Genomic DNA, 24589 nt, shown 5'->3' on the forward strand with positions numbered 1-24589 from the left:
GCCAAGCCGGACGGGGATCATACAGCTGAAGGTCATATGCCCCTGATGACCTCAGCGCTCGGGATAGCGCGACCGGCGGGCGCGCCAGTCCGACATCTCCGCCAGGTGACGCCATCTGCGTGCCAACGAGCGAAACTCGACGCGAGACTGCGCCTTCTGGTACGGATCCTCCGCGAGGCGCTCGGCCTTCGCGGCCTTGTCCTGATAATGTTGTTTAAGGTTCATCGGTCTTATCCGGCAGGAATCGAGCGAACCATCCTTCGGAAGGATCCGCCCAGTACATGCGTCACTGCCTTTTCACGCAACCCGCCGGCTTGTCGGGAAGCGAAATGGTCACCTGCTGGCCGGATCGGGGATCAAGAATGGTGATGGTCATGATGAACTCCTTCAGTTGAGATCATCATCGCCCAATCCCTGCCGGTCTTCCGTGACGGACATCACACAGACCCTGATGTGATGCAGCGCACAGTCTGCCCGAGCGGGATCGGTTACCTTGAAAGCCTTCCTCCCTGTCAACTCGGCGCCCTGTTCCAAATTCGGGGCGCTTCTCTTTGTGCGGTGTCGAGATCAGCCTGCCGCCCAGAGGCGTCTCTTCGCGCCTGCAGGAGGCAGTCCATCGACGATCCCATTGCGGAATTCGGGCGGAGCGGTCCTTCCGCCCGCGGACCATGCCGACCTTGTGGGCGATAACGCGGCCTCGTGATCAGTCGAGCGGCGTTATCGCTGCGCCGCCACGATGTATCGCCGGGCAAGCTCGCGCTCCTCGGCCTCGAAATATCGCTGGAGCCAGATGTAAGCCTGTCGGATCAGAGCCCGGCGCTCCGCCGGGTCCCTCGCCTGACGAGACAGTGCCATCGCGTCCATGTAGCGGGCCCAGTATCGTGTGCACCTGTCCATGCGCTCACTCCTGCCTGTAAGGGTTCGGTTGTCGACATGGTGTCGTGAAAGGCGGTGCACATCTGTAACCCGCATCACAGAGGCTCGATGAGGAGGCAGGAGCGCGGTTGCCTGAACCCTGAGCCTTATCCGCCCTAAGGGAGAAAACGGGCTCCAGTCTCGGGATTGTGACGGCGGACACAGTCCTGCAGGGCGTTTCGGGATACCAATGGTCCATCCTGAACTGGGAGCCAATCATGAAGCGCAATCGGAAACCGTTCGTGTCCATCCGGAAAAGAGACTGCAAGTCGGTCTTCGACTCGATCTATCTCCGGGAAGCCGTGTTCCGCAAAGTCGTGACGGCGGCCGATGTCAAAGCCGGCATTCTGCCGAGGCGGATCGTTTGAGGAACCATTGTTCCCAGCAGATATGAGCGGGGTCTGAACCATCAGGCTCTTCGACCGGGATCATTGCTCCCGATCGAATAACTGAACGACCGCGAGACGATTGGCGTCCGCCAGAACGACGGATCGCGCGGGACGCATTCCAACGAATTTCACGGAAATCTTCCTTGCATCCGGTGCACCACGGATGTCCGGGGCACCCTTTTCTGGGTGAAGTTCAGCAAGCCGAGGCTGATGCTCCTTCGCGCTCCTGACCGGATCGAGGCTGTCGGCTGAACCTCTCCCAACCAGCGACGGGCATGGCTACTCATGGAGAATGGGGCGGGATGATCAGCTCACCCGCCTCCAGTAACCTTCGAACGGGATCGCGATGTCCCGACGCTCTTCGGTCGAGAACCGGGGGTAGTCGCTGCCCTGCGTCCAGCCGCCGTTTCCGCCGGGAACGAAATGCAGATACGCGAACACGATATGAGAGATGACCCACATGCCGACCTCCTGACTTGTTATCCATACTAACCCGGAGGCGCTGCGCGCTCTGAGACGAATGTCACACAGCGCGCAGCGGCACCCGGCACGGAAGCCCGGTGATCAGCGAAGAGATCCATGATGCCATGTGTGAACGGGCTCACAGCCTTCGAGGCTCGGATCGCTAGAATGAGTTCATTCTCGTAGTCCTCCCTCATCTCAGCGCCTCGGCACCCGACCGAGGCGCACTTTTTTGGTGTCGCAGGGGGATCCTTACGGATTGGCGAGCTGGCTCCTGATCGCCCGATCGATCCACGCGTCTCGGCTCATCCCGGCACGGCCTGCCGCTTCATCGACCTGATCGAGCAGACCCGGGGACAACGCCGTCTGCACGAGGACATCGACCTCGCCCGGATCGGCCGGCATGTAGGCCATTCCCGTCACAAGACGGGCGAACCGCCGAACCCGATTGGCCTTCTGTCGATCCGAGAGGGCAGCGTCGGCCGCGACGAGCGGGCAATACTCACCGATCAGTCGGTCGACGATCAGGGCAGGCTTCAGCCCGCTGCTGCGGAGGATGGCCATGAGTTCGCCCAGCCGATTGCCCGCCGTGATGTCGTCGGCTCCCGAATAAAGATCCGCACGCGGGAGTGAAGGCCCTGACGCGCCGTCGGGACTGGTCTCCGGGCAGGTGAAGGCTGCTGCGCCGGCGGGCGCGATCAGGGCGTTTCCTGGACCTGTGAGAGACATCAAAGCGACGATCAACCCGTGACGGACGGTCATCATACCCTCCCTGGAAGAGCTCGCGGCATTTTAGCGCCCCGAGCACGCAAGCGGTAGACCGCTCGGCCGAACGGCACGGGTCCGTGACTCCTGCTGGAAGCCGTGCAGGTGCAGGCAGAACGCTGCGCCGCTCAGGGAATATGCCTCCTGCGGTTCTCCCAGAGTTCCCTTGCCTGCGCGCGGAACTTCTCGAACTGGCCCGGAGCGCCTCTCGTCAGCGTCAGAAGAGCGGTCGCCGCCGTGGCGACGATGATCTCGGTGGCGCGCTCGTCGCGCGCCGTTCCGGCCCAGACGGCGCGCCAGTATTCCTGGCTCGTCATTCCCGTCAGCGGGTAGGCGTGCGGCTCCGGCCGCGCGGGCACGAACAGGTTCTCCGCTTGACCTCCGACAAGGCGAAGCAGCGTGCTCGAGCGGAAGGGCGTCGACTCGGCCGTGTCGCGGCTCGATCCGAGAACGGTCATGGTTCCGCATCCGAGGAGCATTCCCGCATCCCGATGCAGCTCACGATAGGCGGGGCGTACGACCCCCATCATGGTCGTGGGTGCGCCGAACGGGTTGAGGAGCGGCATCAGGGAGTTGATCGGCGAGCGCGTCTCCAGCACGCCGTAGAGGGAAAGCAGCCGGTGGATCTGCGAGGACAGGGCCGCGACCGGGATGTAGGCGACCCCGTGCTCGGCAGCGGCGACGCAGGCAGCCGCCGGATTCGAGCAAATAGGGATGCCGATGCTCTGTGCCGCCGACACAAGGCTGCCCCGGATGCCGCCGCCTCCATCGCTGCCGTGAAGCAGGATGCGACGCCCCGACTGCGCAAGCAGCAATGCGGCCTGGAGAAACCAGGGCACTCTCCTGGACTTCGGCGAGATGTAGGCCGGCCAGTCCAGTTCCACGGACGATGACCCCGATCCTGCGACCCCAATGTGAGTGCGCGCAGCCTGAGCGAAACCGGCAAGTTCGGCGGCAGTCTCACCTCTGAAGTGCATGACGGTCAGCAGCGCCCCCACCTGTACAGGGTCCGCCTCGCCGTCGAGAATGACCGAGAACGCATCTTTCGCCTCGTCCATCGTCAGGGGTCGGCTGTGCCCGAGTCCGGCTCCGATCGTTGCGATGTGCTTTGCAAGCCGCTTCCGTCCGTCGTCGGCCCCTCCGATCACTGCGAGCTTGCGTGCGAAGGACTCGGGAAGCGGTTCGCCTTCGAGCAGAATGCTCCGCCTGGTCGTCAGCGGGGCTGCTTCGATCACCGGCTTGCCTGACCACGCCTCCGGGTCGATGTTCAAGCCATCCGGGGGTCGCTCCTGCGGTCGAAGAAGATCCTCGGCCTCCGCGGCCAGCGCACGAACGCGCTGTCGCATGCTTTCCGCAAACGGCGTCGGGATCAGGCGTCTCGCAGAGCGAACGAAGATCGGATCGCCATAGATCTCGCGGATCTGCCCGAGCAGCCTGCTCATGGCCGGCGTTCCCATCACCATCCGTTCAGCCGCCCTGCTGACGCTGCCCTCCATAAGCAGGGCGTCCAGCGCCAGGAGGAGACGAAGCTGACCGAGTTTCAGAAAGGGTTCTTCAGGTGTGGAGGTCACAATGATGCTGTCGTCAAATCCCATTCGCACAACGCCGGGCAATCATATGACTGTCTTTCGAGGCAGAATGGCTATTCCCCATTCCGACAGATCTTTCAAGCTGCACGCAACTACTTTAGAGCCGTTATAATTTGCGTTTTTCCGAACTCAGAATGAGTCTGAAACATAGGCGTTGACCTCATTCTCCTGCAAAACCTAGTAGCTGCCTCACCATTCTGCGACGTGAGAGGCATGAGGACAGATGAGAGGCAACGACGCTTCGGCCAGCCGTGATTCAGCGACGGAACTCGCGAGCTCTACAGTCTGCGCATTCAGCTCTCCAAAACCTGATCTCGCCGCGCATCGCATGAAGGACGCGAGACGCCCCGTGCGCCGGATGCTCGCTGCGCTCTTCGCCTGCACCAGCCTGTCAGCCGCGCTTCTCCTCATGCCGGACGTGGCCTTCGCGCAGGCGACCGACAGCGCTGTGACGTCCGGTAACGACGATGTGATCAATCTGGATCAGGTCGTCGTGACGGCATCCGGCTTCGAGCAGACCGTGAAGGATGCTCCGGCGAGCATTTCCGTCATCACCCGCGAGGAGCTCGAGAAGGGCTCGTTCCGCGACCTGGCGGACGCCCTGCGGGAAGTCCAGGGCGTGACGGTGACCGGTGTCGCCAACGAGAAGGACATCTTCATCCGCGGCCTTCCGGGAACCTACACGCTTATCCTGGTCGATGGAAAGCGGCAGAGCACGCGCGACGCCCGCACCAACGGAAATTCGGGCTTCGAGCAGAGCTTCATCCCGCCGGTCACGGCGATCGACCGGATCGAGGTGGTGCGCGGCCCGATGTCCTCCCTCTACGGCTCGGACGCCATGGGCGGCGTCATCAACATCATCACCCGCAAGGTGTCCGACAGCTGGACGACCTCGGTCAAGGCGGACGCCACGCTCCAGCAGCACGAATATTTCGGCAACTCGGCTCAAGGGTCGTTCTACACGAGCGGGCCGCTCATCCATCGCATGCTGGGTCTTCAGCTCTGGGGCCGCGGCTTCGGCCGTGCCGAGGACGAGATCCTGAGCGGCATCACGGGAGCGCGTGAAGGGAATGCGGGTGGACGGCTGACGTTCACACCGAACGAGAACCACGACATCATGCTCGAAAGCGGGTTCACGCGCATCCGCCGCAACGCGTCCAAGTGGGGCACGCTCGAGACATCCGCCAACGACACCTACAACGACAACGACCGCAAGTACTGGTCGCTGACCCACGAGGGACGCTGGGGTCGCACGACTTCGACCTTCTCGATCCTGCAGGAATGGGCGGAGCGCAGGAATTACACGGAGAATCCACGCACCTCTGCATTCGCCAAGAATCCCCGTTCGCCCGAGATCCGGAACACGATCGTCGACGGCAAGTTCACGACGCCGTTCGACCTTCTGGGGACCCACACGCTGGTGACCGGCGGGCAGTTCACGAACGCCTCTCTAAGCGACCAGAATCCTGGTCGCCGAACGGGAATCGACGAGACGTTCTCCATCAACCAGTGGGCTCTCTTCGCCGAGGACGAGTGGCGTCTGACCGAGACGCTGTCGTTCACGAACGGGTTGCGCATGGATCATCACGAGATCTACGGCGCCCATTTCAGCCCCCGCAGCTACGCGGTCTGGCACGCCACCGAGAACCTGACCCTGAAGGGCGGCGTGTCGACCGGTTTTCGCGCGCCCGAGATCCGCCAGATCGCACCAGGCTACGCCTACACGACGGGCGGCGCAGGCTGCACCTACGGTCCCGACGGGACCTGCGGGGTGATCCTGGCGGATCCCAACCTGCAGGCGGAGACGAGCACCAGCTACGAGGTTGCGGCCCTCTGGGACAGCCTCGACGGCTTCACCGCGAGCGCGACCTATTTCTACACGGATTTCAGGGACAAGATCAGCAACGCGCTGGTGCTCGACGACGCCGGCAATCCGGTGCGGTGGTCCGAGGATCCGAACTACCGCCTTTGGTACAACTACAACATTGACGATGCGATCATCCAGGGTGTCGAGTTGGCGGCCAGCTGGAGGGCCACGGACACGATCTCGATCCGCGGCAGCTACACGTTCACGGATTCCGAGCAGCAGACCGGAGACTTCGCGGGCTTCCCCCTCACCCGCACGCCCAGGAACATGGCCAATGCCCGCATCGACTGGATCACGCCCGTGGTGGGTCTGTCGGCCTGGACGGCGGTGAACTACCACGGCTCCGAGATCGTCGGCGGTGCCCGCATCGGGACCAACGGCACACCGGTTCTCATCAACGGCGTCGCGGGACGGAAATACGATGCCTACGCCACGATGGATGCCGGCATCACCTACAACTTCACGGAAAAGCTCGCCCTGAACGCTGCCATCTACAACATCTTCGACAAGGAGATCGAACCCACCGACTACAACACGGTGGTGGAAGGACGCCGCCTCTGGCTGGGCATGTCCGCAACCTTCTGATCAAGGAATGGCGAATGAACACCCCGATGCGGGAGTGGCCACAACCACGAGGACGACTGAGCCCCCGAGCGGGCAGGATGATCGATAACAGGAGAATTGGAGTCATGATGACTGTCTCAGCCCGCTTCCCTCGCCGCATGGCGGCCCTCATTGCCGGAACCCTCGCCCTCGGGTTCCTGACGGTCGGCGCTCATGCGCAGGACCTGACGATCCAGCACAGCAAGGGCGCGACGAGCGTTCCGGCGAAGCCGAAGAAGGTTCTCGCCTTCGACTTGGCGTCCCTCGATACGCTGAACGCCCTGGGCGTCGAGGTGGCGGGCGTGCCGACCGCCCGGTTCCCCGAATATCTGGCGAAGTACGGCTCCGACAAGTACCAGAAGGTCGGCACCCTGTTCGAGCCGGATTACGAAGCCGTCAATGCGGCCGAGCCGGACCTGATCATCGTGGGCGGCCGTTCCAGCGCCAGATACGCGGATCTGGCCAAGATCGCCCCCACCGTCGACCTGACCGTCGATCCCAAGGACGTCATGGGCAGCGTGAAGCGCAACGTTCAGCTTCTCGGCAGGATCTTCGACAGGCAGGCCGAAGCCGACGCCCGGCTCGCGAAGCTCGAGACATCCATGGCCGACCTGCGTCAGGAGACGGCCAAGGCCGGCAAGGGTCTGCTCGTGCTGACGACGGGGGGCAAGATGAGCGCCTACGGGCCGGGTTCGCGCTTCGGCATCCTTCATGGCGAGTTCGGCGTGGTGCCTGCCGTCGAGGGGCTGGCCACCACCAACCACGGCCAAGCCGTGACGGCTGAATTCATTCTCAAGACCAATCCCGACTGGCTCTTCGTGATCGACCGCGACGTCGTGGTCGGGCGCGATGGCGGTGCGGCCAAGAAGGTCCTGGAGAACGAACTCGTGGCCCAGACCACGGCCTGGAAGAAGGGTCAGGTCGTATTTCTGGATCCCGTCAACTGGTACCTGACGGGCGGCGGCATCACGGCCCTGCAGGCCAGCGCCGACCAGATTGCCAAGGCGGTCGCGAAGAAGTAACCCGCTGCCCCGGATGTCGATCGAGCGCGGATCGCCCCCTGGCGGTCCGCTTTCGCGTGTGAAACCCCGGGCCGGATGGCCCGCCCGAAGTTCTCTGAGCAACCGTGAGATCCCTCCTCCTTGCCCTGGCCGTCGTCGTGGTCCTGACCCTGATCAGCCTGCTGATCGGAGCCGGCGACCTGTCACTGTCCGCGCTCCTGTCACCGCAGGACGGAGACCGCTCCGCCCAGATCCTCGTGGTGTCGCGCATCCCCAGGACGGTCGCCCTCGTGCTGGCCGGGATGGCGATGGCGGTCGCCGGCTTGCTCATGCAGATGCTGACCCAGAACCGCTTCGTCGAGCCGTCCACGGCCGGCACGGTCGAGTCGGCGAGCCTCGGCCTCCTCGTCGTCACGCTGTTCGCCCCCGACATGCCGGTCTTCGGGAAAATGCTCGTGGCGACGGGCTTCGCCCTAGCCGGAACGGCCCTGTTCCTCCGGATCCTGCGGCTCGTCCCGCTGCGCTCCGTCCTGACCGTGCCGCTGGTCGGCATCATGCTGGGCGGCATCATCAGCGCGGTCACCACGTTCTTCGCCTATCGGTTCGACCTCATGCAGTCCCTGAACGCCTGGACGACCGGCGACTTCTCCGGGGTTCTGCGCGGCCGATACGAGCTGCTGTGGGTGACGTTCGCCCTGACCCTCCTGGCGTATCTGGCGGCCGACCGGCTCACCCTGGCCGGGATGGGGCGGGACTTCGCTACCAATCTCGGGCTCCACTACCGCAGCATCGTGTCCTTCGGCCTCGTCATCGTGTCCATGGTGACGGCGACCATCGTCGTCACGGTCGGCATGATGCCGTTCCTCGGCCTGATCGTTCCGAACGTCGCGAGCATGCTGGTCGGCGACAACATGCGTCGCGCCCTGCCCTGGGTGGCCGTGATGGGGGCCGGCCTCGTGCTCGTCTGCGACGTGGCAGGCCGGGTGGTGTACTACCCCTATGAGGTTCCCATCGGGACGATCATGGGGATTGTCGGCGGCGCCCTCTTCCTGGTCCTCCTGCTCAAGGGGCGCACGCGCCTTGCCTAGGACAGACCGGCGACCGATGCGAACGCTCCTGATCCTGGCCGCCATCGCGGCCGGGGTGATCGTGCTGTTCATGACCCTGAATGCCAAGGGACGGTGGGACTTCATCCTTGCTTTCCGCGGCACGAAGATCCTGTCCATGGTGCTCGTCGCCCATGCGATCGCCGTGTCGACCCTGCTGTTCCAGACCGTGAGCCACAACCGGATCCTGACGCCCTCGATCATGGGCTTCGATGCGCTCTACGCGCTGATCCAGACCGGCCTGATCTTCGCCCTGGGGTCTGCCGGCGTGAGCGCCCTCGACCCGCGTCTGCTGTTCGGGATCGAGGTTGCCGCCATGGTGGCGTTCTCCGGCCTGCTCTACCGGTGGCTCTTCGCCGGCAGCAGCCGCAGCCTTCACCTGCTCCTGCTCGTCGGCATCGTGTTCGGCGTGCTGTTCCGCAGCCTGTCGGGCTTCATGCAGAGGATCATCGATCCCAACGAGTTCGTGGTGCTGCAGGACCGGCTGTTCGCCAATTTCAACAGCGTCGACGGGAACCTGCTGACCATCTCGGCCGCCGCGGTCGTTGCCGTGTCCGTGGTCGGGTGGCGCCTGATGCACGCTTACGACGTGCTGGCTCTCGGCCGCGAGACCGCGATCAATTTGGGCGTCGACCACGGCCGGGTGACCACCATCGTGCTCATCCTGGTGGCGGTGCTCGTGTCCGTGTCCACGGCTCTGGTCGGACCGGTGACCTTCTTCGGGCTCCTTGTGGCCAATCTCGCGTACCAGATCGCCGGAACGCACAAGCACCGCTTCGTCCTGCCGGTCGCCAGCCTGATCGCGGTCATCTGCATCGTCGGCGGACAGCTCGTCCTGGAGCGGATCTTCGCCTTCGACACGGCGCTCAGCATCGTCATCGAATTCTTGGGCGGGATCGTGTTCCTCGCCCTCCTGATCAGAGGAACGACCCGTTGATCGAGATCTCGAACGTCAGCAAGGCCTATGGCGACACCATCGTGGTGCGCGACATCTCGCTGAACCTGCCCCGCAGCGGCGTCACGTCCATCATCGGGCCCAACGGGGCCGGCAAGTCGACACTCCTGTCGATGATCAGCCGTCTTCTGCCTCTGAGCACCGGCACGGTGGCGGTCGACGGGCTCGACGTGACGCAGACCCCCTCGGACGTCCTGGCTAGGCGGCTGTCGATCCTGCGGCAGGACAACCGCGTGACGTCCCGCCTGACGGTCCGGGATCTCGTCGAGTTCGGCCGTTATCCATATTCCAAGGGCCGGCTCACGCAGAAGGACCGGGCCCTCGCGGCCAAGGCCATCGGATATCTGGATCTCGAGCCGCTGGCCGACCGCTTCCTCGACGAGTTGTCCGGCGGCCAGCGCCAGCGGGCCTATGTGGCCATGGTGCTCTGCCAGGACACGGAATACGTGCTCTTCGACGAACCCCTCAACAACCTCGACATGAAGCACGCGGTCGGCATGATGAAGCTGCTGCGGCGGGCCGCCGACGACCTGGGCAAAACCATCGTCCTCGTGCTTCACGACATCAACTTCGCGTCCTGCTACTCGGACTACCTCGTCGCCATGCGCGACGGCGCCGTCGTCCGCCACGGCAGACCGGCCGACATCATGACGAGCGATGTCATCCGCGCGGTCTACGACATGGATGTCGAGGTGCAGGAGGTCCGCGGCTACAGGATCTCGAATTATTACCTGTGAGCCCGGGACGGTACCCGGCCTATCGAGCGTACAAAGCTCCAGTTTGGTGTAGACTGCGTGGGACCGTGGAGGCCTCGACCGCATGCCCAACCGCCTGATCGCAGACCGCGACCGCTTCGCGGCGCTCCATCCCGAACGGCGGATCCTCATCGGCGGCCGGGACTGGGGATACGTTGAGGCCGGCGACAGCGGCCCTGCGCTGCTGCTCATCCCGGGCACGCTCGGCCGCGGCGACATCTTCTGGCAACCCATCGAGGCGCTGAAGGACCGCGCCCGCATCGTTGCCGTCACCTTTCCGGCGAGCGGCGGCGTGATCGAGTGGGTGGGCGATCTCGCCGAGCTGTGCAGCCGGCTCGGCCACGACCGGGTCACCGTGCTCGGCTCGTCCCTCGGCGGTTACGTGGCGCAGTACTTCGCTGCAGCCCATCCGCACCTCGCCGAGCGTCTGATCGCCGCCAATACGCTCCATTCCGTCGCCGATGTCGGGTCCCGACCACCCTACTCCTCGGACCTCGACCATGCGCCCATCGAGGAGATCCGCGCCGGGTTCGGCCGCGGCCTCGGCGCCTGGCGCGAGAGACATCCCGAACAGACTGAACTGATCGACCTCCTGATGGCCGAAGTCGAGGGACGCATCCCTGAGCCGGAACTGCGCACGCGGCTGAATGCGTTGAAGCGCGGACCCGAACTGCCCCCGCTCGACCTGCCGTGCGACCGGATCGCGACGATCGAAGCCGCCGATGACCCGCTGATCCCACAGCCCATGCGCGACGCGGTGCGGGCGCGGTTGAAGCCATCGGTCGCCTATTGCTTCGAGTGGGGTGGACACTTTCCCTATGTCGTGCGACCGGAACTCTATGTCTCACTGCTCGAGGAGCAACTCGGCCTCCCTGTCACGGGCGACGGCTGGGACAACGGGGAATGGCGCTCACGATGATCGTACTTTCCGACAGGGACGTTCGGTCCCTCCTGCCGATGGCCGACGCCATCGAGATCGTTGAAAACGCGATGATCGCCGTGTCCGCCGGGGCCGCCAACCTGCCGCTTCGGTCGGTGGTCGACGTGGGAGAGCCCAACAGGATGGGCGTCATGCCGGGCGCCCTCCTGCCGGGTCACGGACAGACCGAGGCGTGTTTCGGCGTCAAGCTCGTGAGCCTGTTTCCGGGCAATCCGGACGCCGGATTTTCGTCGCACCAGGGCGCGATCGTCCTGTTCGAGCCAGAGCACGGCTCGGCGATCGCCATGATGAATGCCGGCCTCCTGACGGCGATCCGCACGGCCGCCGCCAGCGCTGTTGCGACGCGGGCGTTGGCCCGGCCGGATTCCGGCACTCTCGCAATGATCGGAGCCGGCGAGCAGGCCGAGCACCATCTCGAGGCCATGCTCTGCGTGCGGCCCTCAATCCGGCACGTTCGGGTCGCCGGGCGCCGGCGCGCGAAGGCTGAGGCCTTCGCGGCCCATGCTGCGGAACGCCACCCCGGCGTCACGATCGAGGTCTTCGACGATGTCCGCTCGGCCGTCGGAAGCGCTGACCTCGTCTGCACGGTCACGTCGTCGTCGGAGCCGGTCCTGATGGGCGGGTGGGTGGCACCGGGCACCCATCTGAACGTGGTCGGCGCTTCGATCCCGTCGAAGCGCGAGATCGACGAGGAGATGGTGGCGCGTTCGCGGCTCTTCGTCGACTACCGCGCCTCCACCTTCGCCCAGGCCGGCGAGGTCATTCGGGCGATCGAGAGCGGCCGCATCGGACGCGACCACGTCCTGGCCGAGATCGGCGAGGTTCTCGCCGGCAAGGCAGCCGGCCGCGGTTCGGCCGACGACATCACGCTCTACCGCTCCCTCGGCATCGCCGCCCAGGACCTCGCCTGCGCGGGTCACTGCTGGCGTGAGGCGAGAGCCCGAGGCCTGGGCGTCGAGGCATCTCTCGATTGAGCGTCGCTACCGCTGGCGGTCCCACACGAGAGCCGCCAGGGGCATGACGTGGTTGCGCCTCAGGGTGATGATGAGCACGCCGCAGAGCGCGATGCCGGTGCCGATCGCCATCCGCAGATCGAAATGGTCGCCCGTGATGAGGATCCCCATGCCCACGGTCATCAGCGGGTTCATGATCGTCAGCGGCGCGATCAGGTTGGCCGGATACTTGCCGATCAGCCCGTAATAGATGGTGTGCGCCACGAGCGACACGATCAGGGCGGAGAACAGCAGGGCCGCCAGGAAGGCCCAGCCGGCATTCGTGGCCTTGAGAAACTGATCGGCTTCGAGCCCGGCCGACAGGAAGGTCAGCGGCAGCACGGAGGCGAGGCCGATCCAGGCCTGGAAGCGCAGCGGCTTCACGCCCTCCATCTGCTTCATCAGAACGGCCGCCAGCGAGCCCGCCGCGGCGGAGCCCAGAATGAGCGCGAGCCCTCCGGAAATGGGAAAGCCGCCCGCGGGATCCCACATGACGAGGACGCCCCCGATGAACGTGAGCGCGATGCCCAGGCCTCGCCTCCAGTAGACCTTTTCCCCGAGCAAGATGACCGACAGGAGCGTGGTGATCGGCAGGCCGAGCTGCGACACGATGGCGGCGCTCGAGGGGCTCGCCGTCCTGATGCCAAGGAAGAAGAGCGCGAACCCGCCGCCTCCCATCAGGAACCCGACCAGAAGGATGCGCCAGGTCGGACGCGGCATGGGCAGGAGCCAGGGCAGCGCCAGCATGGCGACGATCCCATAACGGATGGCCGCGTAGAACAGCGGCGGGATCGCCATGTCCGTCACGACGATCTTGCTTACCACCGTATGAGCCGCCCACAGCAGGCAGACCAGGATCATCAGGGAGAAATCACGCAGGGTCATGATGATGGATAACGTGGCCCCGGGCTTCGCCACAAATGCCGGTTCGGTAGGGCTGGCATGTCCTTCCGGGTTGGGGACGTTCACCCCACGGCAACGATTCCGCAGCCGGATCTCCCCCACGTCGGAACCTGCCCGAACATCCTCTCCTTCATCATCACCGGCTCTGTGCCGGTGATCTCGATCCGGAAGGCGCGGCACGCTTCGTATCGGGATGACCGGGACAAGCCCGGCCATGGCGGCGCGGATCGGTACACGAGGCCCGTCGGCCCCTGCCTCTCGATCCCGGACCGAGCCTCACCCGACATGATCCCAGATGTCGTCCTGCGGCTCATAGCCGATGAGCCGGCGGGTGGTCTCGATGTCCCAGGGCATGCCGCGGTTCACCGACATGCCGTTCACCACGATGCCGGGCTGCGCCCAGGATCCGGCGTCGGCGAGGAGCGCCCGCTCCATGACGGCCGTGAAGTCCCGGTTCGAGAGCCACATGTTGCGGAACCAGCGCAGATCCCGCTCCGTGTCCGGACCGACGTTCGGCTCCTCACCGGGCAGGCCGGACGTGTTGATCGTCTCCGGCCGGTTCTCCCCCGGCTGGCACCAGCCGATCCGCACGCAGACGGCGGTCAAAGCGCCGTTCGAGCGATGCGCCTCGGCCAGGCAGGCGCGCTCGCCCATCAGCTTGGACGCCGCATAGGCCGTGCCCTGGAGCATCTCCCGACCGTTGAACCAGCGCGTTCCGGGCCCCGGCTGCAGGGACGTCGTCAGACTGCCGGGCGTTAAAGTGTCGGCGAGAGGCGCATCCTTGTACTGCCCCATCACGTGGTTCGACGAGGCGAACACGATCCGCCGCAGGCCTGCCCGTCCGGCCGCTCCAAGCAGGGCCAGGGTCATGTCGAAGGACGCGCAGGCATCGCTCCAGGGCGCATCCGGATAGGGGTTCTGCGCGGCAAAATGCACAGCAGCATCGATCCCGGCCAAAGCTCGATGCCATTGCGTGTCAGAGGGATCGGCAAGGTTGCCTGCGACCCATTGCACCCGGTCCTCGGAGGGGGGCGCTGCAGGCACCGAGCGATCGAGCGCGACGATCCGCTCGCACCATTCCTGTGTCAGGAGATGCGCGATGAGCTTCCGGCCGAGATTGCCGCCCGCGCCCGTGATGAGGACCGAGCGGACTGGTTTTGAGGACGTCATGATCGAGCGGACCCTCCGGGATGGTCGAACGTCAGTATCGCGCTGCGGCGTCCGCGTGTCACCAATTGGTCACCGAGCCGTCCCGCCGCCTCAGATGCGGCGCCTCCCAGAACTCGAAGCTCTGGCGGGCGATCAGTTCCTCGTTCACCTCGATTCCGAGACCGGGCGCATCGGACACGACGTAATGCGCTCCCGCGAGCCGCGGCTGGACCGGGAAGAACTCCGAGTTGTCGAAGCCGAGATGCGTCTCCGCCGGGCTCGCACGGGTTTCGAGCCAGGAGAAGTTCGGCACCGCCGCCGAGAAATGGATGGTCGCGGCCGTGCAGACGGGCCCGAGCGGATTATGCGGCATCATGTCGACGTAGTGCGTCTCGCTCCAGGCGGCGACCTTCATCGACTCGGTCAGGCCGCCGACATTGCATACGTCGAGGCGGTTATACTGGTGGATGTCGCGCTCGATATAGGGTTGGAACTGCCACTTCGAGGCGAATTCCTCGCCGATGGCGAAGGGGATGTCGGTGAGGCGGCGCAGCGCTTCATAGGAACCCGGCGACTCGTCACGGATCGGCTCCTCGAGGAAGTCGAGGGTGCCGGACGGCATCTTCTGGCAGAAGCTCGCGGCTTCCGCGACGCTGAGGCGGTGGTGGTAGTCGATGCCGAGAACGACATCGTCGCCGAGCGCCTCCCGGGCCTTCACGCACCATTTCGCCGTGGCGGCGATGTGCTCGCGCGGCTCGTAGATGTCCTTGTTCTCATGGCCCGCGGGCGAGAGCCGCATGGCCGTCCAGCCGTGCTCGACGAGCATCTGCGCCTGTTCGATCATGGCCGGGCCGGGCTCCGCGAAGGTGGTCGCGAAGGTCGGGATCCGGTCTCGCTGCTTGCCGCCGAGCAGCTCGTAGACCGGCACCTCGAGGGCTTTGCCCTTGATGTCATGGAGCGCGATGTCGATGGCCGAGATCGCCGCCTGCAGCACGCGGCCGCCCTCGAAATACTGGCTGCGGTACATCTCCTGCCACAGGGCCCCGATCCTGAACGGATCGCGCCCGCGCAGGAACTCGGCGTAGTGTTCGAGCGCGCCGACGACGGCCTTCTCGCGGCCGGACAGGCCGCTCTCGCCCCATCCGAAGATGCCCTCGTCGGTCTCGACCTTCACCAGAAGCTGGTTGCGGATGCCGACCTTGACGGCATAGCTCTTGATCGCGGTGATCTTCATCGTGTCCTCGGTTTACCAATGCCACAGGGTGCCGTCTTCGAGACGGTTCACCGGCAGATAGGCGCGCTGGTATGGGTATTTCTCGGCCAGTCTCTCGTCGATGTCGACGCCATGGCCAATCGCGTCGCCGGGATGCAGGTAGCCGTCGGATAGGCTCCAGGCGCCCGGGAAAACCTCGAGGATCTCCGGCAGATAGCCGGAATATTCCTGGATGCCGAAATTGGGCACCCACAGGTCGAGATGCAGGTTGGCGCCGAGGCAGATCGGCGACATGTCCATGGCGCCGTGGCAGGCAGTGCGCACGTTGTAGACGCTGGCGAAATCCATGATGCGGCGCAGCGCCGTGACGCCGCCCGCATGCACGGTGGTCATGCGGATGTAGTCGATCAGCTGCTCCTCCATCAGAAGGCGCGCATCCCAGATGGTGTTGAACACCTCGCCGACCGCGAGGGGCGTCGTCGTGTGCTTGCGGATCAGCCGGAAGCCCTCCTGGTGCTCGGCCGCCACGGCGTCCTCGAGCCAGAACAGGCGTGCGAATTCCAGATCCTTGCCGAGCCGCGCGGCCTCGATCGGCGTGAGGCGGTGATGGGCGTCGTGCAGGAGCTCGACGTCCCAGCCATGGGCCTCGCGCACCGCCGTGAACAGCTCGGGCACGTAGCGCAGGTATTTCGACGTCGACCAGGTCTCCTCGTGCGGGACGGCGTCGTCGAGGGCGTTGTTCGTGACCGACTTCGCGCCCGTGCCGTAGACGTCCGGGAGCCCGGGGATGCCGACCTGGACGCGGATCGCCCTGTAGCCCTGCTCCTTGCGCCGTCCGACCGCCTCGACGGCCTCGGCGATGTCGCGGCCCTGGGCGTGGGTATAGCACAGCACCTTCTCGCGGCTCGCGCCGCCGAGGAGCTGATAGAGCGGCATGTTGGCCGCCTTGGCCTTGATGTCCCACAGCGCCGTGTCGATGCCGGCGATCGCCGCCATGGTGACCGGGCCGCGGCGCCAGTAGGCGCCCCGGTAGAAGTACTGCCAGATGTCCTCGATGCGGCTCGGATCGCGACCGATCAGGAGCGGCGCGAGATGGTCCTTGAGGTAGGAGGCGACGGCGAGCTCCCGGCCGTTCAGCGTCGCGTCGCCGACCCCGGTCAGTCCCTCGTCGGTGACGATCTTGACCGTAACGAAGTTGCGCCCGGGCGAGCAGACGATGATTTTGACGTCGGTGATTTTCATCGGTTTATCCGTTGGCAGAAAGCGTGCGACCGGGTTCGTACCGGAAGCGGTTGTGCATGCGCCGATTGCTGGGATCGGGATGGGGAATGGCGGAGAGCAGCGCCCGCGTGTAGCCGTGCTCCGGATCGTTGACGACCTGGTCGGTGTCGCCCACCTCGACGATCTTGCCGCGATACATGACCGCGACGCGGTCGCACATGTAGCGGATCACCGACATGTCATGGGAAATGAACACGTAGGAGAGGCCGAGCTCGTCCTGCAGTTTCATCATGAGATCGAGCATCTGCGAGCGCAACGAGACGTCGAGCGCCGAGGTCGCCTCGTCGGCCACGATGAGGCGGGGTTTCAGCGCGATGGCCCGGGCGATGCCGATGCGCTGGCGCTGGCCGCCGGAGAAGGCGTGCGGATAGCGCTCGCGCCAGGCGGGCTCCAGCCCGACCTGCTGCATGAGGTCGGCGACACGCTCGTCGAGCGCCCTGCCCTTTACGCCGGCGATCTTGAGCGGCTCGGCGATGATCTGGCCGACGGTCTTGCGCGGGCTCAGCGACCCGACCGGGTCCTGAAAGATCATCCGGACCTCGCGGCGGACCTTCTCCAGGTCCGCCTTGTCGGCCGTGCGGATATCAACCGTCCGGCCGTCGGGGCGGCGGTAGTCGATGGCGCCTTCCTGCGCGTCGTAGATGCGCAGCAGGCAGCGCCCCATCGTGGTCTTGCCGGAACCGGACTCGCCCACGATGCCGAGCGTCTCGCCGGGCCGCACGATCAGCGATACGTCGTCGACCGCTTTGACGCCCGACGGGAAGGTGAGCGAAAGGTTGCGCACCTCGAGGAGCGGCGGCGTCCCGGCCGGGATCGGAGCGCGCGCCAGCCGGGCTTCCGCCTTCGTCTCCAGCTTGACGACCGACCCGATGAGCCGGCGCGTATAGGCGTCGTGCGGGGCGTGGAAGATCTGCTCGACCGGTCCTCGCTCCATCACCTTGCCGCGATACACGACCAAGACCTCGTCGGCGATCTCGGCCACGACCCCCATGTCGTGGGTGATGAAGAGCACGGCCATGCCGTGGCTCTTCTGAAGCTTCTTGATGAGGTCGAGGATCTCGGCCTGCGTCGTGACGTCGAGCGCCGTGGTCGGCTCGTCGGCGATCAGCACCGACGGGTTGCAGGCGAGCGCCATGGCGATCATCACGCGCTGGCGCATGCCACCCGAGAACTCGAAGGTATAGCGGTCGATGGCCGATTCCGGACGCGGGATCTCGACCTGGCGCAGCAGCTCGAGGACGCGCTCGCGCTGCTCGTGCTTGGGCGTGCCGAAATGGATGCGCAGGGCCTCGCCGATCTGCGTGCCGATGCGGTGAACCGGCGAGAGTGAACTCATCGGCTCCTGGAAGATCATGGCGATCTCCTTGCCGCGCACGCCGCGGATCTCCCGGCCGCGCGGGTCGAGCTTGGCGAGGTCGGTCTTCGAGCCGTCGGGCCGGGTGAGCAGGATCGAGCCGCTCTCGATGCGGCCGGGCCGGTCGACGATCTGCAGGATCGACCGTGCCGTCACGGACTTGCCCGAGCCGGATTCGCCGACGACGCAGAGGGTCTGACCCCGCTTCAAGTCGAACGAGACCCCGTCCACCGCCTGGAAGAGGCCGGTGCGGGTCGGGAAGACCGTCTTCAGGTCCCTGACCTCCAGGATCGTGTCCATGGTCGTGCTCATGATACCGACTCGTAGGGATCGGCGGCATCGCGCAGGCCGTCGCCGAGGAAATTGAGGGCAAGGACCGAGATCACGATCGCGGTGGCCGGCGTGAACAGCAGCCACGGCGCCTGCGCAACCGCGCGGATGTTCTGCGCCTCCTGCAGGAGGACGCCCCAGGAGATGATCGGCGGCTGCAGGCCGATGCCCAGGAACGAGAGCGCCGTCTCGGCCAGGATCATCGACGGAATCGCGAGCGTCAGGGTGGCGATGATGTGGCTGATGAAAGATGGAACCAGATGGTGGAAGATGATGCCGATCTCGCTCATGCCGTCGAGGCGGGCGGCGATCACGAAATCTTCGTTCCTGAGCGACAGGAACTTGCCGCGCACCTCACGCGCGAGGCTCGTCCAGCCGATCAGCGAGACGATCAGCGTGATGACGAAATAGGTTCGCAGCGGCGGCCAGCCGACCGGAATCGCGGCTGCGAAGCCCATCCAGAGAGGAATGGTCGGGATGGAGCGCAGGAGTTCGATGAGGCGTTGGATCGCCAGATCGACCCAGCCGCCGAAGAAGCCCGAGATGCCCCCGATGGTCACCCCGAGGATCAGGCTGATGAAGACGCCCACGAGTCCGATGGAGAGCGAGATCTTGGCCCCGTGGACGACGCGCGAGAAGATGTCGCGCCCCAGCCGGTCGGCGCCGAAGACGTAGAGGCTGTCGCCGGGCTTCGGGCTCGCGAGGCCGAAGAGCTTGGTCTTCATCGGGATGAAGCCCAGGAGATAATAGGGCTGCTGCGCCGGCACGAAGAACGAGACCGGGAGCGGCTTCGTCGGATCGGGCGTGAACTCCCGGCGCATCGACTCGGTGTTGAGCGTCATCTTGAGCTGGTTCACATGCGGCTGGAAGGAGCCGTTCTGGAACAGCGAGAGGCTTTGCGGCGGCGCGTAGGTGAAGCGCGAGTTCGTGGCGTTGGGATCGAGGGGCGCGATGAAGTCCGCAAAGGCCGCGACCAGATACATGAACACGATCACCACGAGGCTCAGAAGCGCGATCTTGTGCTTCTTGAACTTGAGCCAGAACAGGCGCCATTGGCCGGCGACGGCCATGTCCCGGCCGTGCAGGTCGAGCGACGCGGTGGTTTCGGGCGGAAGGCTGGTGATGTCGGTCATTGGAGCCGGATCCGCGGGTCGGTGATGGCGAGCAGGATGTCCGAGATCAGCGTGCCGATGATGGTGAGCACCGAGATCAGCAGGATCAGCGAGCCGGCGAGATACATGTCCTGGGCGAGCAGCGCCCGGAGCAGCAGCGGTCCCGTGGTCGGCAGGCTCATGACCACGGACACGATGATCTCGCCCGAGATGACGGCCGGCAGGATCCAGCCCAGGGTCGAGATCAGCGGGTTGAGGGCAAGGCGCACGGGATAACGCAGCAGGAGCTCCAGCTCCGACATGCCCTTGGCCCGGGCCGTGGTGACATAGGGCTTGGAGAGCTCGTCGAGCAGGTTGGCCCGCATGATCCGCACGAGCGCCGCGAGCGACCCGAGGCCGATCACGATCACCGGCAGCCAGACATGCTGGGCGAAGTCCACCAGTTTCCCGAAGCTCCAGGGAGCATCGACGTAATCGGGCGAGAACAGCCCGCCGACGCTCTGACCGAACCAGGCGGACATGATGTACATGGCCGAGAGCGCCATCAGGAAGTCGGGCACGGCCAGGAAGAAGAAGGCCAGGAAGGTCGCCGCATAGTCGGAAATCGAGTACTGGCGCACCGCCGACAGGATCCCGATCGGGATGGCGATCGCCCAGACGAAGCAGAGCGTCAGCACCGAGAGCAGCAGCGAGAAGCCCAGCCTGTTCCAGATGAGTTCAGTGACCGGCTTGCCGAGCTCGAACGAGATGCCGAAATCGCCCCTCGTCAAAATCCCGGCGATCCACTTGTAATATTGGAAGTAGATCGGCTGATCGAGGCCGTAGCGCTCGCGCATGGCCGCGACCGTGCCGGCTTCCACGGCGCCGCCCTGGCTGGCCCAGTCGGCCATGAGGGTCGTGAGATAGTCGCCCGGCGGGAGCTGGATGATGATGAAGGCCACGATGGAGACGGCGAACAGCGTCGGAATCGCGAACACCATTCGCTTGGCAATGTAGCGAAGCATGAACCTGACCGTTCGATGGAATCGAAGAGGGTTCCGGCGGCAGCGAACCTGCCGCCGGAACCGGACGGCGCCTTACTTGGCCGGCTTGTCGAAATACCACTGGGTCAGCGTCGGAGCCGGGTGCCAGAGGTTGCCGGTGATCGGAATGCCGTTGACGACGTTCTTCAGGTTGTTCGACGTCATCATGTATTTCGGCATGGGCCGCGAGATGCCGATGTTGAGGAAGTTGTCGGCCGACAGATTGAGGAACTCCTTCATCTTCTGGCGGCGGTCGTCGTCCGTGACGGCGGCGTTCACCTTGTCATAGGCGGCCATCAGGGCCTTGATCGATTCCGGCGGCTCCTCGCCTGTGGCGTGGTTCGAATACCACTCGCTCCACTTCATGGCGAAGAAGATGTCGGCCTTCTGGAACGGCATGTAGCAGCGCGGGTCCGTGTAGACCTCGGAGAGGCCGCCGACGCAGTTCCAGATATAGGCGTCCTGCTCGTTCGCCGACCACATGGTGTTGAGGCGTGCGCGGTCGGTGGTACGCAGCTGGATGTCAACGCCGACGTCCTTGGCATATTGCTGCACCATCTGCATCACGTCCGGGTAGGACAGGCCGAACACGTCCGCGACCATAAAGTTGATGGTGAAGCGCTTGCCCGTCTCATCGAGGCGGAAGCCTTCGGCGTCCTTCTTCGGCATGACCTTGTCGAGGATCTCGGCGGCGCGCTTGGGATCGTACTCGGTGTACTGCTTCGCCTCGCGCTCGTTGAAGAGCTCGTGCTCTGGCTGAACGGCCACCTGGGCCGGAGCGCCCTGCCCCACATAGACGAGATCGATGATCTCCTGCCGGTTGATGGCATGGCTGAGCGCGATGCGGAAATCCTTGTTCTGGAAGATCTTGCGCTTGACCGGATCGGTCGAGTTCAGGTTGAGCAGGATGACCGCGTCGTTCGCCGGCAGGTCCTTCACGTCCACGAAATGGTAGTTGCCGGTCTTCTGGCCGTCGAAGAGCACAGACTTGAAGGTGGAGTTGTTGATGTGGCGGAATGCGAAATCGAACTCGCCCGAGGTCATCTTGAGCGCCATGAGCTGCGGGTCGTCGAGCTTGGCCCAGGTGATGCCGTCGATGTAGGGGAGCTGGTTGCCGGCCGTATCGACCTTCCAGTAATAGGGGTTGCGGGTCGCGACCACGCGCTCGCTGTCCGCGTAGGGAACCGTCAGCACCCAGGGATTGAGAGTGGGCAGCGCGAGGTTCTGCCAATAGGGCGGCTGGAAGGTCAGCGAAACCTTGGAATTGAACAGCGCCACCCAGTCTCCGGCCGCCGGATTGGCCTTCAGCAGCGCCGGGATGCCTTCCTTGTTGTACTTCTCGTGGAACTGGCTGAGGTAGTGCTTGGGATAGATGACGGGCAGATGGCCCTGGCCGTAGGCGAGCTGCTGCAGGAAGAGCCCGTAGGGCGACTCGAACTTGAACTCCACCGTCAGGTCGTCGATCTTGGTCACCTTCACGGGCTTGCCGGCCACCGTGAAGGTCGGGTTCTTGGCGGGCGACAACGCGTTGTTCATGAACACGTCTTCGTACCAGAACATGATGTCGTCGGTCGTGAAGGGCTTCCCGTCGCTCCACTTCAGGCCCTTGCGGAGCTTGAACGTGTAGGTGGTCGCATCGTCGGAGGCCTTGAACTCCTCGGCGAGCGACGGCATGACCTTCTTCCATTGCGGATCCCAGCGCACGAGGAGCTCGTTGGCGATGGTGCGGGTCAGGTTGTACTGGTCGCCGTTGGCGAGGATCGTGGTACGCAGGGTGCCGCCGTACTTGCCGACGCCCTCGACCATCGTCTCCACATAGGGGTGTTCCGGAAGACGCTCGGAGACCGCCGGAAGCTTGCCGGCCTTGACCTGCTCGTCGAGCATGGGAGCCTGCTTGTAATCCGCCGCCCCGGCCGGGGACAGCGCGCCCAAAAGCATGGCGCCCAGCAGACCCGTCGACATGACGAGGCCGGGCAGCTTGTGCGGATAGCCCATCGCGTTTTCTCCTCTTGGCCGGCTTTCCGCCGGTTTCCTCCCGAACGGCCGCCTTGGAGCTGCCGTACCGGGAGGCTTTCAAATCGTACATTATTTGTCAATGCGAATGTATCGTTTATGATGTTTCGTCCTTGGCAGAGCCAGGAAATGCGAATAAAGAAACATGGCCATGAGAACGATCGCCAGCATCCGACAAGCCGCCCCTGAGCGTGACGACGAGGAGTCCGGGTCTTCGGTCTACGACCGCCTGCGGGACGACATCATCCATGGGCGCGTCAAGCCGAACGAGCGCCTCAAGGTGTCCGAGCTGGCGACCCGCATGGGTACGTCGACCAACCCCGTCAGGGAGGCCCTGCAGCAGCTGCGCGGGGAAGGCTTCGTCATCATGACGCCGAACCGCGGCGCACGCGTGCGGCCCATCGACGAGGATTTCGTGCGGGACATCTGCGAGATCGAGGTCCTCATCGAGCCGGCCCTGACCCGCTGGTTCGTCGGGATCGTCACGAAGGCCGAGATCGAGGAGCTGGAGCGCATTCAGGCGGAGATCGAGGCGCTGAACTTCGGCGACGAGATGAAGCACTCCAATCTCGACCTGCAATTCCACCAGCTCATGTACGACCGGCACTACAACCGCCATGCGGTCGACCTGTGGGTGCGCCACCGGCAGATCCTCTGGGCGATCAGCCGGCGCTTTCCCACGTCGCTCAGCCGCCAATCGAACGTTCTCGACGAGCATCGCGAGCTGATCGCCTGCATCAAGGCGCAGGATGCCGAAGGCGCCGCCCAGGTGATCGCCCGGCACGTGGGCGGGTCCGGCCGTCACATCATGGAACGCATGCGCCTCGCCCGCCTGTCCACGCCGACATGAAAAAGCCCAGGCTCCGGGGCGAACGGGCAGGATGCCTTCGCATCTCTCGCCGCGCCTGCTACGGGCCTGGGCTGATGGGGTCCAGACGGGCGCCTGCATCGTCAGGCAAGCGCAGGAACGGACCATGCCGGAGTACATCCGTCCTGGCACGGTCCCATCGACGCTGGCGGTGACGCCCGCCGCTGTCGAAGTCCACAACAATGTCCGCTGGGTCAGCCTGATATGGGGATCGGATCGCCATCCGCAAGGGGCGCGGCGAACTCTTCTTCCAGGGTGGGTTCAAGCTCGGAAATCCGCCGCCTGGCCCGGCCCGCGGCCTCCTCGGCGTTCTTCTCCACATGCGCCGCCCGGTTGATCACCTGCAGGTTGGGCGCCCCCCAGAAGGAGAGCAGCGCCGGCCACGGCGTCGAGCGATGCTCGGACCAGATGGCGAAGAGCGGAACCCGGTGATCGACCTCGGCGGTCCTGAGCAGGCGGCGTCCGCTCGTCGCGCAGCGCCGCTGCTGGCGCAGCTTGAGGATCCGGAGGTGATCGGGCGGCGACGTCCAGAACTGCCAGGCGACCACGCAGGCGGCGTGCCAGGTGGCGTTGCGGTTCGGCTTGCCGTCATCCCAGAGGTCGCGATGCCAGCCCAGCCGGTAGACCGGCTGCCCGCACACGCAGCAATGCCCCGGTCCCCGGGCGAAGGCTGCTTCCCGATACGGCGCCGGCGGCGCGCGGAAGGACAGCGGCAGCCCGGTGTCCTTGTCGGAGCCGAGACGCCATTGCCAACCGGCCGGCTGGCCGCTCCGGGCCGCGAGCGCCCGGGCGAGCCGGTCGGCCAGGAGCGGGCGATGGCGCCAGTAGGATTCCACGGCGCGGCGCTGGGTCGGCGGAATCAGCGGCTGCCGCAGCGCGTGTGACAGGACGCAGGCGGGAAAGAGCGCCGAGAGGCGCTTCTCGAGTCGCGCCCTCGCCTTCTGGTTCTTCTCGTCTCGCCAGGTCGACATGCGGATGGCCGTCTCGTGTGAATCGCCACCCGTC

General features: G+C 65.1%; 23 protein-coding genes. 9 read left to right on the top strand and 14 right to left on the bottom strand.

Annotation, left to right across the window (positions count from 1 at the left end; translation table 11 throughout):
* Positions 1 to 51 precede the first annotated feature (51 nt).
* Together KBI52_RS16400 and KBI52_RS16405 are read right to left on the bottom strand one after the other, a co-directional pair.
* The gene (locus KBI52_RS16400) at positions 52 to 225 is read right to left on the bottom strand and encodes a hypothetical protein (protein ID WP_173946551.1); all 174 of its coding nucleotides are present in this window, start codon (positions 223 to 225) and stop codon (positions 52 to 54) included.
* 492 nt (positions 226 to 717) lie between these two features.
* Positions 718 to 897: a hypothetical protein gene (locus tag KBI52_RS16405; protein ID WP_173946550.1), complete on the bottom strand. Its 180-nt coding sequence runs from the start codon at positions 895 to 897 to the stop codon at positions 718 to 720.
* 236 nt (positions 898 to 1133) lie between these two features.
* Here KBI52_RS16405 and KBI52_RS16410 point away from each other — a divergent pair, with 236 nt between their 5' ends.
* Complete coding sequence (locus KBI52_RS16410; RefSeq protein WP_173946549.1) at positions 1134 to 1283, top strand: hypothetical protein; 150 nt, start codon at positions 1134 to 1136, stop codon at positions 1281 to 1283.
* A 327-nt stretch (positions 1284 to 1610) separates the two neighbouring features.
* Here the strand turns inward: KBI52_RS16410 and KBI52_RS16415 are convergent, their stop codons facing one another.
* From KBI52_RS16415 to KBI52_RS16425, 3 genes are all read right to left on the bottom strand, one after another.
* Positions 1611 to 1766, bottom strand: coding sequence for a hypothetical protein (locus KBI52_RS16415; protein WP_173946548.1), 156 nt, complete (start codon positions 1764 to 1766; stop codon positions 1611 to 1613).
* Positions 1767 to 2018: 252 nt separating this feature from the next.
* Positions 2019 to 2528 (bottom strand): CopG family transcriptional regulator, encoded by a 510-nt coding sequence (locus KBI52_RS16420; RefSeq protein WP_210808740.1) that lies wholly within the window; start codon positions 2526 to 2528, stop codon positions 2019 to 2021.
* A gap of 131 nt (positions 2529 to 2659) precedes the next feature.
* Positions 2660 to 4102 (bottom strand): glycosyl transferase family protein, encoded by a 1443-nt coding sequence (locus KBI52_RS16425; RefSeq protein WP_262265655.1) that lies wholly within the window; start codon positions 4100 to 4102, stop codon positions 2660 to 2662.
* A 346-nt stretch (positions 4103 to 4448) separates the two neighbouring features.
* On the opposite strand from KBI52_RS16425, the gene KBI52_RS16430 reads away from it, so the two are divergent.
* From KBI52_RS16430 to KBI52_RS16460, 7 genes are all read left to right on the top strand, one after another.
* Positions 4449 to 6572, top strand: coding sequence for a TonB-dependent receptor domain-containing protein (locus tag KBI52_RS16430; RefSeq protein ID WP_210808745.1), 2124 nt, complete (start codon positions 4449 to 4451; stop codon positions 6570 to 6572).
* A 107-nt stretch (positions 6573 to 6679) separates the two neighbouring features.
* The gene (locus KBI52_RS16435; RefSeq protein ID WP_210808775.1) at positions 6680 to 7612 is read left to right on the top strand and encodes a siderophore ABC transporter substrate-binding protein; all 933 of its coding nucleotides are present in this window, start codon (positions 6680 to 6682) and stop codon (positions 7610 to 7612) included.
* A 104-nt stretch (positions 7613 to 7716) separates the two neighbouring features.
* Positions 7717 to 8679 (top strand): ABC transporter permease, encoded by a 963-nt coding sequence (locus tag KBI52_RS16440; protein WP_210808747.1) that lies wholly within the window; start codon positions 7717 to 7719, stop codon positions 8677 to 8679.
* A gap of 16 nt (positions 8680 to 8695) precedes the next feature.
* Positions 8696 to 9634, top strand: a complete 939-nt coding sequence (locus KBI52_RS16445) for an iron chelate uptake ABC transporter family permease subunit (protein WP_210808749.1) — start codon at positions 8696 to 8698, stop codon at positions 9632 to 9634.
* A complete protein-coding gene (locus tag KBI52_RS16450; RefSeq protein WP_173946543.1) occupies positions 9631 to 10389 on the top strand; it encodes an ABC transporter ATP-binding protein in 759 nt (252 codons plus the stop codon). Before KBI52_RS16445 ends, KBI52_RS16450 begins: the two co-directional genes overlap by 4 nt.
* Before the next feature lie 82 nt (positions 10390 to 10471).
* Positions 10472 to 11326: an alpha/beta fold hydrolase gene (locus tag KBI52_RS16455; protein WP_210808751.1), complete on the top strand. Its 855-nt coding sequence runs from the start codon at positions 10472 to 10474 to the stop codon at positions 11324 to 11326.
* Positions 11311 to 12321, top strand: a complete 1011-nt coding sequence (locus KBI52_RS16460) for an ornithine cyclodeaminase family protein (RefSeq protein ID WP_247654441.1) — start codon at positions 11311 to 11313, stop codon at positions 12319 to 12321. Before KBI52_RS16455 ends, KBI52_RS16460 begins: the two co-directional genes overlap by 16 nt.
* A 6-nt stretch (positions 12322 to 12327) precedes the next feature.
* On the opposite strand, the gene KBI52_RS16465 is transcribed toward KBI52_RS16460, so the two are convergent.
* The 8 genes from KBI52_RS16465 to KBI52_RS16500 form a co-directional block, all read right to left on the bottom strand.
* On the bottom strand, positions 12328 to 13224 hold the full coding sequence (locus KBI52_RS16465) for a DMT family transporter (RefSeq protein WP_210808753.1): 897 nt from the start codon (positions 13222 to 13224) through the stop codon (positions 12328 to 12330).
* Between the two features lie 294 nt (positions 13225 to 13518).
* Positions 13519 to 14412 carry an NAD(P)-dependent oxidoreductase gene (locus KBI52_RS16470; protein WP_210808755.1) on the bottom strand — a complete coding sequence of 298 codons (894 nt, stop codon included), beginning with the start codon at positions 14410 to 14412 and terminating at the stop codon, positions 13519 to 13521.
* Between the two features lie 58 nt (positions 14413 to 14470).
* On the bottom strand, positions 14471 to 15625 hold the full coding sequence (locus KBI52_RS16475) for a mandelate racemase/muconate lactonizing enzyme family protein (RefSeq protein ID WP_210808757.1): 1155 nt from the start codon (positions 15623 to 15625) through the stop codon (positions 14471 to 14473).
* A 12-nt stretch (positions 15626 to 15637) separates the two neighbouring features.
* A complete protein-coding gene (gene manD, locus KBI52_RS16480) occupies positions 15638 to 16846 on the bottom strand; it encodes a D-mannonate dehydratase ManD (RefSeq protein ID WP_210808759.1) in 1209 nt (402 codons plus the stop codon).
* A gap of 4 nt (positions 16847 to 16850) precedes the next feature.
* Positions 16851 to 18551, bottom strand: coding sequence for an ABC transporter ATP-binding protein (locus KBI52_RS16485; protein ID WP_210808761.1), 1701 nt, complete (start codon positions 18549 to 18551; stop codon positions 16851 to 16853).
* On the bottom strand, positions 18548 to 19702 hold the full coding sequence (locus KBI52_RS16490; RefSeq protein ID WP_210808763.1) for an ABC transporter permease: 1155 nt from the start codon (positions 19700 to 19702) through the stop codon (positions 18548 to 18550). The genes KBI52_RS16485 and KBI52_RS16490 overlap by 4 nt, the downstream gene beginning before the upstream one ends.
* A complete protein-coding gene (locus tag KBI52_RS16495; RefSeq protein WP_173946535.1) occupies positions 19699 to 20685 on the bottom strand; it encodes an ABC transporter permease in 987 nt (328 codons plus the stop codon). Before KBI52_RS16495 ends, KBI52_RS16490 begins: the two co-directional genes overlap by 4 nt.
* A 72-nt stretch (positions 20686 to 20757) precedes the next feature.
* Positions 20758 to 22698, bottom strand: a complete 1941-nt coding sequence (locus KBI52_RS16500) for an ABC transporter substrate-binding protein (RefSeq protein WP_210808765.1) — start codon at positions 22696 to 22698, stop codon at positions 20758 to 20760.
* A gap of 169 nt (positions 22699 to 22867) precedes the next feature.
* On the opposite strand from KBI52_RS16500, the gene KBI52_RS16505 reads away from it, so the two are divergent.
* Complete coding sequence (locus KBI52_RS16505; RefSeq protein ID WP_173946533.1) at positions 22868 to 23566, top strand: GntR family transcriptional regulator; 699 nt, start codon at positions 22868 to 22870, stop codon at positions 23564 to 23566.
* A gap of 212 nt (positions 23567 to 23778) precedes the next feature.
* On the opposite strand, the gene KBI52_RS16510 is transcribed toward KBI52_RS16505, so the two are convergent.
* Positions 23779 to 24555, bottom strand: coding sequence for a hypothetical protein (locus KBI52_RS16510; RefSeq protein ID WP_210808767.1), 777 nt, complete (start codon positions 24553 to 24555; stop codon positions 23779 to 23781).
* Between the last annotated feature and the right edge of the window lie 34 nt (positions 24556 to 24589).

Origin of the sequence: Microvirga sp. HBU67558, assembly GCF_018069605.1 — a bacterium.
In the GTDB taxonomy this organism is placed as follows: domain Bacteria; phylum Pseudomonadota; class Alphaproteobacteria; order Rhizobiales; family Beijerinckiaceae; genus Microvirga; species Microvirga terrae.